The organism is Paracoccaceae bacterium Fryx2, from assembly GCA_032334235.1.
Lineage (GTDB): Bacteria > Pseudomonadota > Alphaproteobacteria > Rhodobacterales > Rhodobacteraceae > JAVSGI01.
The window spans coordinates 218,113-234,831 of the sequence record JAVSGI010000005.1 but is presented as its reverse complement, the minus strand read 5'-3'; the positions used below and the strand labels follow the sequence as shown (position 1 = coordinate 234,831).

The window sequence follows — 16,719 nt, the reverse complement described above, 5'->3', positions numbered from 1 at the left end:
AGTGTTGTCACTCCGCCCCGATGGCTGCCGAATGGCGATGCCCTCTGGCATTGCACCCCATATCCGCGATGGTCTATAGTCGCGTCAACAATATCTCGACCCCTGACTGGAAAGAGCGGCGCAAGTGACCGATCGTCCCGAAGACACTGAAAACGATGGTGAAACGCCCGAGCGGCCGGTGCCGCACGGCACGCAGGTTTCCATCGCCGAGGAAATGAAGACGGCCTATCTCGACTACGCGATGAGCGTGATCGTCAGCCGGGCCATCCCCGATCTGCGCGACGGGCTGAAGCCGGTGCATCGGCGCGTGCTGTTTGCCATGCACGAGACGAACAACACCCATGACAAGCCCTACCGCAAGTCGGCGCGCCCGGTCGGCGACACCATGGGGAAATATCACCCCCACGGCGACGCCTCGATCTACGACGCGCTGGTGCGGATGGCGCAGCCCTTCTCGATGAGCCTCAAGCTGTTGGACGGGCAGGGAAACTTCGGCTCGATGGACGGCGACAGCGCCGCCGCGATGCGTTACACCGAAGTGCGGATGGACAAGCCCGCCGCGTTCCTGCTGGCCGATATCGACAAGGAAACCGTCGATTTTCAGGACAACTACGATGGCAAGGACCGCGAGCCCACGGTGCTGCCCGCGCGCTTTCCCAACATGCTGGTCAACGGCGCCAGCGGCATCGCCGTGGGCATGGCGACCAACATCCCGCCGCACAACCTTGGCGAGGTGATCGACGGCACGCTGGCGCTGATCGAAAACCCCGACATGTCGACCGAGGCCTTGATGGAGATCATCCCCGCGCCGGACTTTCCGACCGGCGGGCTGATCCTCGGCCGCTCGGGCGCGCGCAAGGCCTACCTTGAAGGTCGCGGGTCGGTGATCATCCGGGCCCGGACCCGGATCGAGGAGATCCGCAAGGACCGCTGGGCGATCATCCTGGACGAGATTCCCTATCAGGTGAACAAGTCGCGGATGATCGAGATCATCGCGGAACAGGTGCGCGAGAAGAAGATCGAGGGCATCGCCCATGTGCAGGACGAATCCGACCGGATCGGCGTGCGGGTGGTGATCGAGCTGAAGCGCGATGCCACGGCCGATGTGGTGCTGAACCAGCTCTGGCGCTTTACCCCGATGCAGACCAGTTTCGGCTGCAACATGCTGGCCTTGAACGGCGGGCGGCCGGAACAGCTGACGTTGCGCGATTTCCTCAGCTACTTCATCACCTTCCGCGAGGAAGTTGTGGCACGGCGCACCGCCTACGAGCTGCGCCGGGCGCGCGAGCGCAGCCATATCCTGTGCGGTCTGGCGGTGGCGGTGGCGAATGTGGACGAGGTGGTGGCGACCATCCGGTCTTCCGCCGACCCGGCCGAGGCGCGTGTGCGGCTGATGACGCGGCGCTGGCCCGCGGGCGAGATCATCCCCTTCATCAAGCTGATCGACGACCCGACCCACAAGGTCAACGACGACGGCACCTACAACCTGTCGGAGCTTCAGGCCCGCGCGATTCTGGACCTGCGCCTGCAGCGCCTGACCGCGATGGGCGTCAAGGAAATCACCGACGAGTTGCTGGAACTGGCCGGCAAGATCCGCGACTACCTGGAGATTCTGGGCAGCCGCGACCGGATCATGGCCATCATTTCCGACGAGTTGCGCGAGGTGAAGGCGCTGTTCGCGGTGCCGCGCCGCACCGAGATCGTCGACTGGGCCGGCGACATGGAAGACGAAGACCTGATCGAGCGCGAGGACATGGTGGTGACCATCACCTCGGGCGGCTACATCAAGCGCACGCCGCTGGCCGAATTCCGCAGCCAGCGGCGCGGCGGCAAGGGCCTGTCGTCGATGCAGACCAAGGAAGACGACGTGGTGACCACGCTGTTCGTGGCAAACACCCATACGCCGCTGCTGTTCTTCACCACCGACGGCATGGTCTACAAGCTCAAGACCTGGCGGCTGCCGCTGGCGGGGCGCACCGCCAAGGGCAAGGCGATGATCAACATCCTGCCGATCGAATCCGGCGTGTCGATTGCCGCACTGATGCCGGTGGATGCGCCCGAGGCCGAGTGGGAGACGTTGCAGATCGTGTTTGCCACCAGCGATGGCGACGTGCGGCAGAACGATCTGTCCGATTTTACCAACGTCAAGCGCAACGGCAAGATCGCGATGAACCTGCCCGAGGGCGTCAGCCTCGTGAACGCGGCGATTGCCGACGAGAATGACGACGTGATGCTCGTGACCGCCCTCGGCCGGGCGATCCGCTTCCCCACCACGGAAATCCGGGTGTTCAAGTCGCGCGGATCAACGGGGGTGCGCGGCATCCGGCTGGGTGCCGGCGACCGCGTGGTGTCGATGGCGATCATCCGGCATTTCGAGGCCGATCCGGCGGAACGGGCGGCCTATCTGAAGCAGCGTCGGCTGGTGGCCGGGGCGGTGGAGGAGACCGGCGACTCGGACGACGAGGAAGACGGCATCGAGGCGGGTCAGCTTTCGCCCGAACGCTATGCCGGGATGTCGGCGGCGGAAGACCTGATCCTGACGATCACGGCAGGCGGGTCGGGCAAGCTGTCGTCCAGCCACGATTATCCGGTGCGCGGCCGCGGCGGCATGGGCGTCAAGGCGATGGATGGCGCGATGCGCGGCGGGGCGCTGGTCGCCTCGTTCCCGGTGGAGTTGAGCGACCAGATCATGCTGGCAACCTCCACCGGCCAGTCGATCCGGGTGCCGGTGGCGCAGATCTCGTTCCGGTCACGTTCGGCCGGGGGCGTGAAGGTGTTCAACGTCGGCGCGGATGAAGAGGTGGTCTCGGTCGCCCGCGTTGCCGAACAGGGCGACGAGGAGGCGTGAGCCTGCCGGGGCTTGACGCGGCGCTGGCCGATCTGGCGGCGCGGCGGCAGACGATGACCTACGGCGCGCTGGCCCGCGCGCTGGCAATCCCCGGGCCGGGCAGCATTGCCCGGCTGACGGCGGCGCTGGAGGCCACGATGGCCGAGGATGCCTTGGCGGGGCGGCCCTTCCGGGCGGCGCTTTGCGCGGGACGGCTGGCGGGCGGGTTGCCCGCGCCGGGGTTCTTCGCCGCCGCCGCGCGTCTGGGCCGCGATCCGGGGCCGGACCCGTCGGCCTTCGTAGCCGCACAGCGCGCCGCCCTTTTCAATGCCTGACGGGCGGGATAGACCGAAAGCCATGACAGAGACATTGCACATCGTCGGCGGCGGCATGGCCGGATCGGAGGCCGCCTGGCAGGCGGCAGAGCAGGGCGTGCGCGTGGTGATCCACGAGATGCGCCCCAAGGTCGGCACCTTCGCGCACCGCACGGGGAATCTGGCCGAAATGGTCTGTTCCAACTCGTTCCGCTCGGACGATGACGAACGCAACGCCGTGGGCTTGCTGCATTGGGAAATGCGCGCGGCGGGCGGGTTGATCATGGCGATGGCAGAAGCGCATCGCTTGCCTGCGGGCGGCGCGCTGGCGGTGGACCGCGACCCCTTCGCCGCCGCCGTCACCGAACGGCTGCTGGCGCATCCGCTGATTTCCGTTACCGAACAAGAAGTTACAGAGCTTCCTTCAGACGGTCACTGGATCATCGCGACCGGGCCGCTGACCTCGACCGCGCTGGCCGAGAGCATCCGCGCCGAAACCGGGGCGGCGGCGCTGGCCTTCTTCGATGCCATAGCACCGATCGTCTATGCCGAAACGGTCGACATGTCGGTGGCCTGGATGCAGTCGCGCTACGACAAGGGCGAAACAGTCGAGGAACAGACCGCCTACATGAACTGCCCGATGACCAAGGCCGAGTATGAGGCGTTCATCGATGCCCTGCTGGCAGCCGAAAAGACCGAATTCCACGAGGGCGAAACCGCAGGTTACTTCGACGGCTGCCTGCCGATCGAGGTGATGGCCGAGCGCGGCCGCGAAACCCTGCGCTTCGGCCCGATGAAGCCGGTGGGGCTGACCAACCCGCACAACCCGATGAAGCCCTATGCCGTGGTGCAACTGCGCCGCGACAACAAACTGGGCACGCTCTACAATATCGTGGGCTTTCAGACCAAGATGAAATATGGCGCGCAAACCGCTGTTTTCAAAATGATTCCCGGGCTGCAGGAGGCGTCGTTCGCACGGCTGGGCGGCATTCACCGCAACACCTTCCTCAACTCCCCGACGCTGCTTGATGCACAGATGCGCCTGCGCTCGCGGCCCAATATCCGCTTCGCCGGGCAGGTGACTGGCGTAGAAGGCTATGTCGAATCCGCCGCGATGGGTCTGTTGGCGGGGCGCATGGCGGCATCCGAATTGCAGGGCCGCGAGGTGCCGCCGCCGCCGCCCGAAACGGCAATGGGGGCGCTGGTCACCCACATCACCGGCGGGGCAGAGGCGAAGACCTTCCAGCCGATGAACGTGAACTTCGGCCTCTTCCCGCCCATCGAGGCGAAGGGTGGGAGAAAGGGTCGCAAGGACCGCTACAAGGCCTATACCGACCGGGCGAAAGAAGCCTTTGCCGCATGGGTTGCAGGGCAGAATTGAGAACGCGCTTCGCGCCCTCTCCCACCGGGCCGCTGCATCTTGGCCATGCCTTTTCGGCGCTGCTGGCCCATGACATGGCGCGGGCGGCGGGCGGCACCTTCCTGCTGCGGATCGAGGATATCGACCTTGCCCGCTGCCGCCCCGAATGGGAAACGAGGATCTTTGACGACCTGCACTGGCTGGGATTGACATGGCCCGAGCCGGTGTTGCGCCAGTCGGGCGACATGGCGTCCTATGCGCGGGCGTTGGACCGGCTGGCGGCCATGGGCCTGACCTTCCCCTGCCGCTGCCGCCGCGCCGACATCCGGGCCGCATTCTCGGCCCCACAGGAAGGGGACGTGCCGACGGGGCCGGACGGGCCGGTGTATCCCGGCACCTGCCGCAGCCGCCCGATGAGCGAGGCCCGGCCCGAAGATGCCATCCGGCTGGACATGGGCAAGGCGATGGCGGTGATCGGGCCCGTCGGCTACCGCGAGACCGGAGGTGCGGCGCCTGCAATCTGCACGGCGGAGTCCCGCGACATGCAGACCCGGGTCGGGGATGTGGTGCTGGCCCGCCGCGATCTGGGCACGTCCTACCATCTGGCGGTGGTGGTCGATGATGCGGCGCAGGGCATCAGCGATGTCGTCCGGGGCGAGGATCTGGCCGAAGCGACCCCTATCCATGTGCTGCTGCAACGTCTGCTGGGCCTGCCAACCCCCGACTATCATCACCACCGCCTGATCCGCGATGCCGCAGGCAGGCGGCTGGCCAAGCGCGATGACGCACGGGCACTGGCGAAGTACCGTGCCGAAGGGGCCACTGTGGCGGATGTGCGGCGAATGGTCGGTCTTTAGTGCTGTCCAAAATCCTTTGAAGGATTTTGCAAAAGTTTTCGGAAAACTTTTGGCTCACCGCATCGGCGGCAGGATCACCGTTTCCGCGCCGTCCCGCACCGCGGTGAAAAAGCACGACCGGCGGTTTGTGTGGCAGGCCGGGCCGGTCTGGTCCACCAGCACCAGCAGGCAGTCGCGGTCGCAATCGATGCGCATCTCGACCAGTCGCTGCACATGGCCCGAGGTTTCGCCCTTGACCCAGAACGCCGCGCGCGACCGCGACCAGTAGGTGACGCGCCCGGTGGCAAGTGTCTGCACCACCGATTCGGCGTTCATCCAGGCCAGCATCAGCACCTCGCCCGTCACATGATCCTGAGCGATGGCGGGGATCAGGCCACGGGTGTCGTAGCTGAGCGAGGCGGGGTCGAAAGCCACGGTGTTCTCCTTTGCAAGGGGCGTTTGCGGGTCTATCTATGGGGTCGGGCGGCCCGAGGAAAGGCCCGCACGCAAGCCAGAGGGCCGCATGAGCGATACCGACCTGATCAACCTCTATTCCGGGCGCATTCTGGAACTGGCGGCCGACATTCCGCATCTCGGGCGGCTGGTGGCTCCGCAGGCCAGCATCCGGCGCCGCTCGCCCCTTTGCGGCTCGACCGTGACGGTGGATCTGGCGGTGCAGGATGGGCGGGTGGCGGAGTTTGCGCAGGATGTGAAGGCCTGCGCGCTGGGCCAGGCGGCGGCTTCGGTGCTGGGGCGGGCGGTGCTGGGGTTGACGCTGGACGAGATCACGGCCGGGCGCGATGCGCTGCGCGCCATGCTGAAGGAAGGCGGGCCGGTTCCCGCCGCGCCGTTTGACGGTTTTGCCGTGCTGCTGCCCGCGCGCGAGTTCAAGAACCGCCATGCCTCGATCCTGCTGGCGATTGAGGCCACCGCCGAGGCGATGGCGGCGGCCGGGCGGGCGTAATCGCGGCCTCGTCAAAAAAACCGCCGCCAGCCCGATGGGGCGGCGGCGGCAAGTGGCGTCTGATCTGGGCAGCGGGGCGGGACAGCCCCGGCGTCGGACAGGCAGGAAACGCAGACCCCAGGGGACAGGGGTGCGCCCGGATTCAGATCGCAGGCAGTGACGGTCAGACCAGTGCGGGCAGGTAGAGCCCGGCGATCAGAAGGGAAAACAGCGAAGCCACACCCAGCGCATCCTCGATCAGCGTGGCGCGGGAACGGGTCAGGACAGTCTTGATTTCGCGGATCATGGCACTTTCCCTTGCTTGTGTTGCCGTATTGTTCTCATTTCCCGCGAGTCGTGTAAAGAACTTTTTAAGAACATCGCGAACATATGGGGCCATCGGGAAAACCGGGGGCCAGCCGCCCAGCCTGACCGCAGGTCAGGCGTTCTTCGCTGAAACCTTCCACCGGCAGGTTTTCCGGGCGCTCATCACCCCCATGGGCCAATGCGAAAGCAGGGGATGGAGAGCCTGTCAGCCGACCGAGAGCAGCCTGATCGCGCGGTCCTGGTCCAGCAGCCACAACAGCAGGCGGGCGGCGCGGCCCCGGGGCGATTCAAGCGTGGGGTCTTCGGCAAGCAGGCGGCGGGCGTCGCTTTGGGCCACCTCCATCAGCGCCGACTGGCGTTCAAGGTCGGCGACGCGAAAGCGCGGCAGGCCGGATTGCGCGGTGCCGATCAGGTCGCCCGCGCCGCGCATCGCAAGGTCTTCCTCGGCGATGCGGAAACCGTCTTCGGTTTCGCGCAGGATGGTCAGGCGGCGTTCGCCGCTGTCGCCCAGGGGGGGCTGATACATCAGCAGGCAGGTCGATTGCGCCGCCCCGCGCCCGACCCGCCCGCGCAGCTGGTGCAGTTGCGACAGGCCGAAGATCTCGGCCCGTTCGATCACCATGATCGAGGCGTTGGGCACGTTGACCCCGACCTCGATCACCGTGGTGGCCACCAGCACCTTGGTGACACCCGCCACGAACCGGGCCATCGCCGCGTCCTTCTCGGCGGGCGGCATCTGGCCGTGGACCAGCCCGACCACGCCTTCGCCCAGGGCGGCGCGCAGGTGCTGGAAGCGGGCCTCGGACGAGGCATAGTCGAGCACCTCGCTGTCCTCGACCAGCGGGCAGACCCAGTAGGCCTGCCGCCCCTCGGCCACAGCCTGCGCCAGATGCGCCACCACCTCGTCGATCCGCGCGGTGGAGATCAGGGCGGTGCGGACCGGCTTGCGCCCGGCCGGCTTTTCATCCAGCACCGACACGTCCATGTCGCCATAGCTCGCCAGCGCCAGGCTGCGCGGAATCGGCGTGGCGGTCATCACCAGCACGTCGGCGGCGGTGCCCTTGGCGCCCAGTTCCATCCGCTGCGCCACGCCAAAGCGGTGCTGTTCGTCAACCACCGCCAGCCGCAGGTCGTGGAACGCCACATCCTTCTGGAACACCGCATGGGTGCCGACCAGCACGGCAGTGCGGCCATCGCGCAGCGCGGCCAGCTTGGCCTCGCGGTCGGCCCCCTTGTCGCGGCCCGTCAGCAGTTCCAGCCGGATGCCGGCGGCGGCGGCCAGCGGTGTCAGGCTTTCCATGTGCTGCCGGGCGAGGATTTCGGTCGGGGCCATCATCACCCCCTGCCCGCCCGCCTCGACCCCGACCAGCAGGGCCAGAAACGCCACCAGCGTCTTGCCCGAGCCGACATCGCCCTGCAGCAGCCGGTTCATCCGCAGGGGCTGCGCCATGTCGGCGGCAATCTCGGCCAGCGCGCGGCTTTGCGCGCCGGTGGGGGCATAAGGCAGGCTGGCCAGGACAAGGGCCTGCAGGCGCCCCGTGGCATGGCTGGCGACGCCCTTGCCGCGGCGCAGGCTGGCGCGGGCCAGCGAAAGGGTCAGCTGATGCGCGAACAACTCGTCATAGGCCAGCCGCTGGCGGGCGGGGGCGGTATGGGCGATGTCGGCGGCGCTGGCCGGGGCATGGGCGGCCCGCACCGCCTCGCGCCAGCCCGGCCAGCCTTCGCGGGCCTTCAGCGGGCCGTCGATCCATTCCGGCAGGTCGGGCGCGCGCGCCAGTGCCGATTGCGCGGCCTTCGCCACCAGCTTTTGCGTCAGGCCCGCCGACAGCGGATAGACCGGCTCGTAGCTCGGCAATTCGCCCGCCTCATCAAGGCGCAGCACATGGTCGGGGTGGACCATCTGGGCGATGCCGTCGAAAATCTCCACCCGCCCCGAGACCAGCCGCTTCTGCCCGGTGGGCAGCAGTTTGGTCAGGTAGTCGCCGCGGGCGTGGAAGAACACCAGCTGAAACTCCAGCGCCGCGTCGCGGACCATGACGCGGTAGGGGCGGCCCTTGGTCTTTGGCGGGAAATGGCTTCCCACAGTGACCTCGACCGTCACCGTGCCGGGCGGGACGATGTCGCGGACCGAGGCCCGGCGGGCGCGGTCGACCCCGGAATGGGGCAGCAGGAACAGCAGGTCCTTCGGGCGTTCGACCCCAAGTGCCGCAAAGGCGCGGGCCGACTTGGGCCCGACGCCCTCCAGCGTTTCAAGCTCGGCGAACAGCGGGAACAGCAACTCTGGCCGACTCATGCCCGGCCGATCAGGGCGATCCATGCGTCCTCGTCGATGGTGGGAACGCCAAGCGCGGCGGCGGCCTTGGCCTTGGACCCGGCACCGGGGCCCGCCACCAGCAGGTCGGTTTTCGCCGAAACCGAGCCTGCGACCTTGGCCCCCAGCGCCTCGGCCCTTGCCTTTGCTTCGGCGCGGGTCATCTTCTCCAGTGTGCCGGTGAAGACCACCGTCTTGCCGGCCACCGGGCTGTCGACGGGGGCGCGGCGGGTGCTGTCTGCCACCGTCAGATGCGCCACCAACGCGTCGATCGCGGCGCGTTCCGCTTCCTGGTGGAAGGTGGTGACGACCGAGGCTGCCAGCACGTCGCCCACCCCGTCGATCGCGGTCAGTTCCGCCCAGTCCGGTCCCTCGCCCACGGTCGCGGCCGTCATCGCCGCCTCGAACGGGGCCCAGGAACCGTAGTGGTTGGCCAGCAATTGCGCCGAGGTTTCCCCCACATGCCGGATGCCAAGTGCGAAGATCAGCCGGTGCAGGCCGATGCGGCGGCGGGTTTCGATGGCGGCAAAGAGGTTTGCCGCCGACCGGTCCCCCCAGCCTTCGCGGTTCTTCAGCTTTTGCAGCGGGTTGGCGGTATCGCGCGCCTCCAGCGTGAAGATGTCGGCGGGTTCCTTCACCGGCAGCAGGTCGTCGCGGAAGAACGCCTCGACCTGCTTGGCGCCCAGCCCCTCGATGTCGAAGGCCCCGCGCGAGACGAAATGCTTCAGCCGCTCGACCGCCTGTGCCGGGCAGATCAGCCCGCCGGAACAGCGGCGCACCGCGTCGCCCTCCTCGCGGATCGCGTCGGATTGGCATTGCGGGCATTTGTCGGGAAAGATGTAGGGCACTGCATCGGCGGGGCGGCGCGTCAGATCGACATCGGCGATCTTGGGGATCACGTCGCCCGCGCGGTAGACCTGCACCCAGTCGCCGACGCGGATATCCTTGCCACCCCGGATCGCCCCGCCGCTGCTGTTGCGGCCCGCGATGTAATCCTCGTTGTGCAGGGTGGCGTTGGAGACGACGACCCCGCCGACCGTGACCGGCTGCAGCCGCGCGACCGGTGACAGCGCGCCGGTGCGGCCCACCTGGATGTCGATGCCCAGAAGCCGCGTCCAGGCCAGTTCGGCGGGAAACTTGTGCGCGATCGCCCAGCGCGGCGTGGCCGAGCGGAAGCCGAGGCGGCGTTGCAGGGCCAGGTCGTCGACCTTGTAGACCACGCCGTCGATGTCGTAGCCAAGGCTGGCACGCTGCGCCTCGATGGCCTTGTAATGCGCCTGCATCGCCTCCGGCCCGTCGCAAAGGATGGTCAGCGGGTTGGTCGGGAACCCCAGTGCGTCGAGCCGGGCGATGGCGCCCAGCTGGGTGTCGGCCAGCGGCTGCGACACCTCCCCCCAGGCATAGGCGAAGAAGCGCAGCGGACGGGCGGCGGTGATCGTGGCATCCAGTTGCCGCAGGCTGCCCGCCGCAGCATTGCGCGGGTTGGCGAAGGTCTTGCCCCCCGATGCGGCCTGCCGGGCGTTCAGGGCGGCGAAATCGGCGTGGCTCATGTAGACCTCGCCGCGCACTTCCAGCACGGCGGGGGCATCGTTCAGGCGCTGCGGAATGTCGGCAATGGTGCGGGCGTTTTCGGTGACGTTCTCGCCGGTCTCGCCGTCGCCGCGGGTGGCGGCCTGCATCAGAATGCCGCCCTCGTAGCGCAGCGACAGCGACAACCCGTCGATCTTGGGTTCGGCGGCGTAGGCCAGCGCCGCCCCGTGCCCGAGGTATTTGCGCACCCGGTCGTCGAAATCGACGATGTCGGCCGCGTCGAATCCGTTTTCCAGGCTGAGCATCCGGACCACATGCCGCACCTTGGCAAAGCCTTCGGCCAGCGGCGCGCCGACCTGTTCCGACGCGCTGTCTGACCGTTTCAGCGCCGGAAACCGCGCCTCGATGGCGGCATTGCGCAGTTTCAGCGCGTCGTAGTCGGCATCGCTGATCTCGGGCGCGTCGAGCGTGTGATAGGCCCGATTCGCGTCGGCCAGCGCCTGCGCCAGACGATCAAGCTCTGCCCGGGCCTCGGCCCCGGTCAGGGCGTCCACCGACTTTTCCTGCATCCTAGCCTCCCCGGTTCGCCCCCCAAGGTGTAGGGGGCAGCCCGGCCCAGGTCCAGCCCTCAGGCCCCGATGGCGAAGCGGCGTTCGACATCCGCGGGACCGGGGTCGCGCAGCACATAGCCCCTGCCCCAGACGGTTTCGATGTAGTTCGACCCGCCGGTGGCTTCTGCAAGTTTCTTGCGCAGCTTGCAGATGAATACGTCGATGATCTTCAATTCGGGTTCGTCCATCCCGCCATAAAGATGATTGAGGAACATTTCCTTGGTTAGCGTGGTGCCTTTGCGCAGGCTGAGCAATTCCAGCATCTGGTATTCCTTGCCGGTCAGATGCACGGTCTTGCCCTCGACATCCACCGTCTTGGCATCAAGATTGACCGAAACCTTGCCGGTGCGGATCACCGATTGCGCATGGCCCTTGGAGCGGCGGATGATGGCATGAATCCGCGCAACCAGTTCCTCGCGATGAAACGGCTTGGTCATGTAATCGTCGGCACCGAAGCCGAAGCCCTTGATCTTGTTGTCGGTATCGTCAGAGCCCGACAGGATCAGGATCGGCGTTTCGACCCGTGCCAGCCGCAACTGGCGCAGAACCTCATGCCCGCTCATGTCGGGCAGGTTCAGATCGAGCAGGATCAGGTCATAGTCGTAAAGCTTCGCCAGATCGATGCCGTCTTCGCCCAGATCGGTACAATAGACGTTCAGGTTCGCGTGGGTCAGCATCAGTTCGATGCTGCGCGAGGTGGTCGGATCATCCTCCACCAGTAGAATCCGCATGCTGCAATCTCCGCGTCAGGCCCTTGTTCGTTAACTACACTGCGGTCCAATGGTTAACTACCGGTTACTGTGGCAGAACTGCGGCGAGAAACAACTTAAAGTTGTCGATATTTCTGCAAGGTTGTGACCTTCAGGGCTTTTTCGCCATGATGCTCCACCGCCGCGCGCCAGAGGGCGAATTCCTCCTCGGACAAGGCATAGCGGTCCAATGCCTCGGCCTGGGTGATCAGACCATAGACCACGGCCTTGACCACCACGGCCTTGCGGCTGGCGACCCAGCGGCGGGTATCAGGGGGCGGCAGGTCGGCGCGGCAGAGCACGGAGCCATCGGGCAAGGTGACCTGGCGCGGGCCATCAACGCGTTTGAGATACATCACAGGGTCCCTCGTTCCTTGCGGCAAGACTGACGCATCAGGCTTAAGCATCGGTGAAACGAGGGGGTTGAGAGTGTGTAGCATTTTCCTATATTCCCTTCGACTTCGCAGGAACCCTGCCGGAGACGTGCCATGCCCGATCAACCGCTGAATTCGCTGGGCCTGCCCAAGCGCCCGCAGGACACGCGGGTAGTGGTGGCCATGTCGGGCGGCGTCGACAGTTCCGTGGTGGCGGCACAGCTTGCCGAAGAAGGCTATGACGTGGTCGGCGTCACCCTGCAGCTTTACGACCATGGTGCGGCGCTGGCGAAAAAGGGCGCCTGCTGCGCTGGCCGCGACATCCACGACGCGCGCCGGGTGGCCGAAACCATGGGCTTTCCGCATTACGTGCTGGATTACGAGAACACCTTCCGCGCGGCGGTGATCGACGAATTCGCCGATGCCTATCTGGCGGGCGCCACGCCGGTGCCCTGCATCCGCTGCAACGAGCGGGTGAAGTTCAAGGACCTGCTGGCCACCGCGAAAGATCTTGAGGCCGACTGCATGGCCACCGGCCATTACATCCAGCGCAAGACCGGCGCCCTGGGGCCCGAACTGCACTGCGCCACCGATGCCGCCCGCGACCAGAGCTATTTCCTGTTCTCGACCACGGCCGAGCAGCTGGACTACCTGCGCTTCCCGCTGGGCCATCTGGCCTCGAAGGCCGAAACCCGGGCGCTGGCGGCGCGCTATGGCCTGTCGGTCGCCGACAAGCCCGACAGCCAGGACATCTGCTTCGTGCCGAACGGCGACTATGCGGCGGTGATCGAGAAGCTGCGCCCCGAGGCGGTGGCGCCGGGCGAGATTGTCGATCTGGCGGGCAATGTGCTGGGGGCGCATCGCGGCGTGATCCACTACACCATCGGCCAGCGCCGCGGGCTGGGGATCGGCGGGCTGGGCGATCCGCTCTATGTGGTGCGTCTGGACCCCGCGACGCGACAGGTGATCGTCGGGCCGAAGGCGGCACTGTCGACCCGCACCATCCCGCTCAAGGAGATCAACTGGCTGGGCGACGCGCCCTTCGCCAGTGCGCCTGAATGGCAGGTGGAGGTCAAGGTCCGCTCGACCCGCGCCCCGCGCCCCGCGATCCTGCGCCCCCTGTCGGCCACCGAGGCGGAGGTGGAACTGCTGTCACCCGAAGAAGGCGTGTCGGCGGGGCAGGCCTGCGTGTTCTATGCCGCTGAAGGGTCGCGCGTGCTGGGCGGTGGCTGGATCCGGGGCGGGCGCTGAGGCTTCTTCTTGGAAAAAATACCCGCTGAATGTTCTGGCCGAGAGGGCGGATTGGGTATTTGAACCAAGAAGAAACCGCAGGTCAGAGGGCCGCCAGCACCGATCTCGCTGCGCGCAGGCCGGGCGGCTCGCCACCCTGCCCCAGCCGCTGCATGGTCAGCGACATGGCGGCCTGCTGCGCGGCGCGGGCCGGGCCGTCCTCCAGCAGGTGCAGCAGGGCCGGGGCGATCCGGTCGGCGCGGCAATGTTTGCCGATGAATTCGGGCACCACGCGGGTCTCCGACACCAGGTTGACCAGCGTCACCGTGTTGATCCGTGCGGCGCGGCGCATCAGCCACAGCGTCAGCGGGTGCATGTCGTAGGCGATGACCATCGGCACGCCGTTGGCGGCAAGCTCCAGCGACACGGTGCCCGAGGCTGCGATGGCCGCATTGGCCGCGGCGAAGGCGGCGCGCTTGGTCGCGGCATCCTCGATGATCAGCGGCCGGATCGGCCAGTCGGCACTGAGGTCGCGCACCAGACCGGCCACGCCGCGCAGGGTGGGCAGGGCGACCCGCGCGGCCGGGTGGCGGGCCTTGACCTGCGCCAGAACCGAGCCGATCACCGGGGCCAGCCGCGCCACCTCGCCCCGGCGAGAGCCGGGCAGGGCGAGGATCAGCGGACCGTCGCCGCGCAGGGCATCGGCCTCGGCCGGGGTGGCGAGGGGTTCGGCCACCACCGGATGGCCGACGAAATCGCAGGTCATCCCGGCGGCGGTCATGTAGGGAGGCTCGAACGGCAGGAGCGCCAGCACATGGTCGATCACCCGGGCCATCTTCGCGGCCCGTCCCGGACGCCAGGCCCAGACCGAGGGCGCGACGTAGTGGATGGTGCGCAAGGCGGGCCGGGCCGCCTTGACGCGCGCGGCGACCCGCAGGCAGAAATCGGGGCTGTCGATGGTGATCAGGGCGGCGGGGGCGGCGGCGAGGGCGGCGGCGGCGGCCTGCGCAATGCGGCGCTTCAGGGCGCGGTATTTCGGCAGGATCTCGGCGATGCCCATCACCGAAAGCTCCTCCATCGGGAACAGGCTCGTCAGCCCTTCGGCCTGCATCAGCGGCCCGCCGATGCCATCGAAGGTGCAGCCGGGGGAAAGGGTTTTCAGCCCCGCCATCAGGGCCGCGCCGAGGCGGTCGCCCGACGGCTCGCCCGCGATCAGGAAGAACCTCACGGCTCGGCCCAGAGCGCCAGCCCCGCGGCATCGGCCCGCGCCAGCACCTCGGCGCGGTCGATCACGATCACCCGGCCGGCCTGAAGGCAGAGTCCGCCCAGCCCCGCCGCCGCAGCCGACGCGATGGTGGCGGGGCCGATGGCCGGAAGATCGGTGCGCAGGTCCTGCCCCTGCTTGGCGCGTTTGGTGAAAACGCCGCCGCGGGCGGGGGCCAGATCGGCGCGGTGGCTTGCGACGAAGGCCAAGAGCGCATCGGTGCCGTAGATCGTCTCGATACCGAGGCAGAGCCCCTCGGCCACGACGCAGCCCTGCCCCACGTCCACCGGCGCGAGCGCGTCGAGGATGGCGCGGCCGCGCGCGGCATCGCGCAGGTCGGCGGCCGAAGGGGCGCGCGCGCCCAGCACGCCCGTATCGGCCAGCAGGCCGGGGGCAAGGTCGGCCAGGCCCAGCACGGCAAACCCCGCCTCCTCGAAGATCGCGATGACGCCGCGCAGGGTGGCATCGTCGCCGCCCTGCATCGCGGCCAGCAGTTGAGGCACCATCTGCGCGGTGGCCGGGTCGAACAGCGCCGGGTCGAGCCGTGGCCGCTGCACCGCGCCTGCGAAGACCACCCGGGTCACGCCGCAATCTTCCAGATGGCGCAGGAACAGCGCCAGCCGCTCGACGCGGAAGGTGATGTCGGGGGTCAGCCCGTCCGGGGCAAACCCGTCAAGCGCCGCCACCAGCGGTGCCGGGCCGGGCAGCGCCGCGACCAGCAACCCCGGAAGCGCCCCCCGCCCCGCGATGATCGCCAGGCGGCCTTCGGAGGTCGTTTCTGTGTCAGGCCGGGTCACTTCGGGGTCAGGAACGAGCGGTCCGAGGCGGCAAGGATGAAATCGGTCATCTCGCGGACATGGACGCTTTCGGTTTCCTCGGCCAGACGGCGGGCGCGGTCGAGAAAGCTGCCCTCGCCCTGGGCCAGCATCTGGTAGGCGGCGCGCAGCGCGGTGATTTCGGCCCTGCTGACGCCGCGCCGCTTCAGGCCCACGAGGTTCAGCCCGTCGAGATCGCCGCGCGGACCCTGCACCAGCCCGTGCGGCAGCACGTCGTTGGTCACCATGGTCACCGCCCCGATGATCGCGCCGCGCCCGACCCGCACCCACTGGTGAATGCCCGACAGCCCGCCGACGATCACATCGTCACCCAGCACGCAATGCCCGGCGATGGCGGCCTGATTGGCCAGGATCACCCGGCTGCCGAGCGTGGCATCATGGCCGACATGCGCGCCGGTCATCAGCAGGCAGTCATCCCCGACCCGCGTGACCCCGCCGCCGCCCTCGGTGCCGGTGTTCAGCGTGGCGCCTTCGCGGATGCGGCAGCGCGCGCCGACGATCAGGCGGGTGTGCTCGCCGCGATACTTCAGATCCTGCGGCACCTCGCCGACACAGGCGAAGGGAAAGATCACCGTGGCCGCCCCGATTTCGGTCCACCCCGTCACCACCGCGTGGCTCTTGACTTCGACGCCCTCGGCCAGCGTGACCTCGGGGCCGATGATGGCAAAAGGCCCGATCCGGCAGCCCGCACCGATCACGGCACCGGGTTCGACGATGGCCGATGGGTGGATAAGGGTTTCCGTCATGCCTTGGGCAGATCCATCATCGCGGTGAATTCGCATTCGGCCGCCAGTTCGCCGTCAACCGTCGCGCGGCCGCCGAACTTCCACACCTTGCCGCCGCCGCGCTTGACGGTGATGTGCAGTTCCATCACGTCGCCCGGCACCACCTTGCGGCGGAACTTGGCGCCATCGACGCCCATGAAATACACCAGCAGGTTCTTGTCGGCCAGATCCATCGACACGCCGACCAGCACGCCGGCCGTCTGGGCCAGCGCCTCGATGATCATCACGCCGGGAAAGACCGGCGCGCCGGGAAAGTGGCCCTGGAACTGCGGCTCGTTGAAGGTCACGTTCTTGATGCCGACCGCGCTGGTGTTGACCACGATATCGCGCACCTTGTCGATCAGCAGGAAGGGGTAGCGGTGCGGGATAAGGCGCTGGATCAACTGGAGGTCGGCAGTGTCTGTCATCATGTGTTCCTTGCG

The 16,719-nt window shown here is 67.7% G+C and carries 16 protein-coding genes; 6 read left to right on the top strand and 10 right to left on the bottom strand.

Annotated elements, in window-relative coordinates; all coding sequences use genetic code 11:
• The first annotated feature begins 124 nt into the window (after positions 1 to 124).
• Genes gyrA through gluQRS form a run of 4 tightly spaced genes read left to right on the top strand, consistent with a single transcriptional unit; the run spans position 125 to position 5,358 of the window.
• Positions 125 to 2,848, top strand: a complete 2,724-nt coding sequence (gyrA, locus tag RNZ50_10355) for a DNA gyrase subunit A (GenBank protein MDT8855405.1) — start codon at positions 125 to 127, stop codon at positions 2,846 to 2,848.
• Positions 2,845 to 3,162, top strand: coding sequence for a hypothetical protein (locus tag RNZ50_10350; protein ID MDT8855404.1), 318 nt, complete (start codon positions 2,845 to 2,847; stop codon positions 3,160 to 3,162). Before gyrA ends, RNZ50_10350 begins: the two co-directional genes overlap by 4 nt.
• A gap of 22 nt (positions 3,163 to 3,184) precedes the next feature.
• Positions 3,185 to 4,522: a methylenetetrahydrofolate--tRNA-(uracil(54)-C(5))-methyltransferase (FADH(2)-oxidizing) TrmFO gene (trmFO, locus tag RNZ50_10345; protein MDT8855403.1), complete on the top strand. Its 1,338-nt coding sequence runs from the start codon at positions 3,185 to 3,187 to the stop codon at positions 4,520 to 4,522.
• Complete coding sequence (gene gluQRS / locus RNZ50_10340; GenBank protein ID MDT8855402.1) at positions 4,501 to 5,358, top strand: tRNA glutamyl-Q(34) synthetase GluQRS; 858 nt, start codon at positions 4,501 to 4,503, stop codon at positions 5,356 to 5,358. Before trmFO ends, gluQRS begins: the two co-directional genes overlap by 22 nt.
• A 54-nt stretch (positions 5,359 to 5,412) precedes the next feature.
• Here gluQRS and hisI read toward each other — a convergent pair whose 3' ends face one another.
• Positions 5,413 to 5,772 carry a phosphoribosyl-AMP cyclohydrolase gene (gene hisI / locus RNZ50_10335; GenBank protein MDT8855401.1) on the bottom strand — a complete coding sequence of 120 codons (360 nt, stop codon included), beginning with the start codon at positions 5,770 to 5,772 and terminating at the stop codon, positions 5,413 to 5,415.
• 88 nt (positions 5,773 to 5,860) lie between these two features.
• Between hisI and RNZ50_10330 the strand changes: the two genes are divergently transcribed.
• Positions 5,861 to 6,301: an iron-sulfur cluster assembly scaffold protein gene (locus RNZ50_10330; GenBank protein MDT8855400.1), complete on the top strand. Its 441-nt coding sequence runs from the start codon at positions 5,861 to 5,863 to the stop codon at positions 6,299 to 6,301.
• 163 nt (positions 6,302 to 6,464) lie between these two features.
• Here the strand turns inward: RNZ50_10330 and RNZ50_10325 are convergent, their stop codons facing one another.
• The 5 genes from RNZ50_10325 to RNZ50_10305 form a co-directional block, all read right to left on the bottom strand.
• Positions 6,465 to 6,587, bottom strand: coding sequence for a hypothetical protein (locus RNZ50_10325; protein ID MDT8855399.1), 123 nt, complete (start codon positions 6,585 to 6,587; stop codon positions 6,465 to 6,467).
• Between the two features lie 225 nt (positions 6,588 to 6,812).
• Positions 6,813 to 8,900: an ATP-dependent DNA helicase RecG gene (recG, locus tag RNZ50_10320; GenBank protein ID MDT8855398.1), complete on the bottom strand. Its 2,088-nt coding sequence runs from the start codon at positions 8,898 to 8,900 to the stop codon at positions 6,813 to 6,815.
• Entirely contained in the window at positions 8,897 to 11,017 is a 2,121-nt protein-coding gene (gene ligA, locus RNZ50_10315) for an NAD-dependent DNA ligase LigA (GenBank protein MDT8855397.1), read from the bottom strand. Before ligA ends, recG begins: the two co-directional genes overlap by 4 nt.
• 59 nt (positions 11,018 to 11,076) lie before the next feature.
• On the bottom strand, positions 11,077 to 11,790 hold the full coding sequence (locus RNZ50_10310) for a response regulator transcription factor (protein MDT8855396.1): 714 nt from the start codon (positions 11,788 to 11,790) through the stop codon (positions 11,077 to 11,079).
• A gap of 95 nt (positions 11,791 to 11,885) precedes the next feature.
• Positions 11,886 to 12,164, bottom strand: a complete 279-nt coding sequence (locus RNZ50_10305; protein MDT8855395.1) for a DUF1153 domain-containing protein — start codon at positions 12,162 to 12,164, stop codon at positions 11,886 to 11,888.
• 132 nt (positions 12,165 to 12,296) lie between these two features.
• Here RNZ50_10305 and mnmA point away from each other — a divergent pair, with 132 nt between their 5' ends.
• Positions 12,297 to 13,433: a tRNA 2-thiouridine(34) synthase MnmA gene (gene mnmA / locus RNZ50_10300; protein ID MDT8855394.1), complete on the top strand. Its 1,137-nt coding sequence runs from the start codon at positions 12,297 to 12,299 to the stop codon at positions 13,431 to 13,433.
• A gap of 82 nt (positions 13,434 to 13,515) precedes the next feature.
• Here the strand turns inward: mnmA and lpxB are convergent, their stop codons facing one another.
• From lpxB to fabZ, 4 genes are read right to left on the bottom strand one after another with little or no spacing between them, the layout of a single operon-like run.
• Positions 13,516 to 14,640 (bottom strand): lipid-A-disaccharide synthase, encoded by a 1,125-nt coding sequence (lpxB, locus tag RNZ50_10295; protein ID MDT8855393.1) that lies wholly within the window; start codon positions 14,638 to 14,640, stop codon positions 13,516 to 13,518.
• On the bottom strand, positions 14,637 to 15,473 hold the full coding sequence (gene lpxI / locus RNZ50_10290; protein MDT8855392.1) for a UDP-2,3-diacylglucosamine diphosphatase LpxI: 837 nt from the start codon (positions 15,471 to 15,473) through the stop codon (positions 14,637 to 14,639). The genes lpxB and lpxI overlap by 4 nt, the downstream gene beginning before the upstream one ends.
• Positions 15,470 to 16,258: an acyl-ACP--UDP-N-acetylglucosamine O-acyltransferase gene (gene lpxA / locus RNZ50_10285; GenBank protein ID MDT8855391.1), complete on the bottom strand. Its 789-nt coding sequence runs from the start codon at positions 16,256 to 16,258 to the stop codon at positions 15,470 to 15,472. Before lpxA ends, lpxI begins: the two co-directional genes overlap by 4 nt.
• Positions 16,255 to 16,704, bottom strand: coding sequence for a 3-hydroxyacyl-ACP dehydratase FabZ (gene fabZ, locus RNZ50_10280; protein ID MDT8855390.1), 450 nt, complete (start codon positions 16,702 to 16,704; stop codon positions 16,255 to 16,257). Before fabZ ends, lpxA begins: the two co-directional genes overlap by 4 nt.
• Between the last annotated feature and the right edge of the window lie 15 nt (positions 16,705 to 16,719).

Bases quoted from the DNA above. Each gene is read 5' to 3' on its own strand.
- recG (MDT8855398.1), bottom strand. From the start codon at position 8,900: ATGAGTCGGCCAGAGTTGCTGTTCCCGCTGTTCGCCGAGCTTGAAACG.
- RNZ50_10310 (MDT8855396.1), bottom strand. From the start codon at position 11,790: ATGCGGATTCTACTGGTGGAGGATGATCCGACCACCTCGCGCAGCATC.
- lpxA (MDT8855391.1), bottom strand. From the start codon at position 16,258: ATGACGGAAACCCTTATCCACCCATCGGCCATCGTCGAACCCGGTGCC.
- fabZ (MDT8855390.1), bottom strand. From the start codon at position 16,704: ATGACAGACACTGCCGACCTCCAGTTGATCCAGCGCCTTATCCCGCAC.
- RNZ50_10325 (MDT8855399.1), bottom strand. From the start codon at position 6,587: ATGATCCGCGAAATCAAGACTGTCCTGACCCGTTCCCGCGCCACGCTG.
- mnmA (MDT8855394.1), top strand. From the start codon at position 12,297: ATGCCCGATCAACCGCTGAATTCGCTGGGCCTGCCCAAGCGCCCGCAG.
- RNZ50_10305 (MDT8855395.1), bottom strand. From the start codon at position 12,164: ATGTATCTCAAACGCGTTGATGGCCCGCGCCAGGTCACCTTGCCCGAT.
- ligA (MDT8855397.1), bottom strand. From the start codon at position 11,017: ATGCAGGAAAAGTCGGTGGACGCCCTGACCGGGGCCGAGGCCCGGGCA.
- RNZ50_10330 (MDT8855400.1), top strand. From the start codon at position 5,861: ATGAGCGATACCGACCTGATCAACCTCTATTCCGGGCGCATTCTGGAA.
- gluQRS (MDT8855402.1), top strand. From the start codon at position 4,501: ATGGGTTGCAGGGCAGAATTGAGAACGCGCTTCGCGCCCTCTCCCACC.
- trmFO (MDT8855403.1), top strand. From the start codon at position 3,185: ATGACAGAGACATTGCACATCGTCGGCGGCGGCATGGCCGGATCGGAG.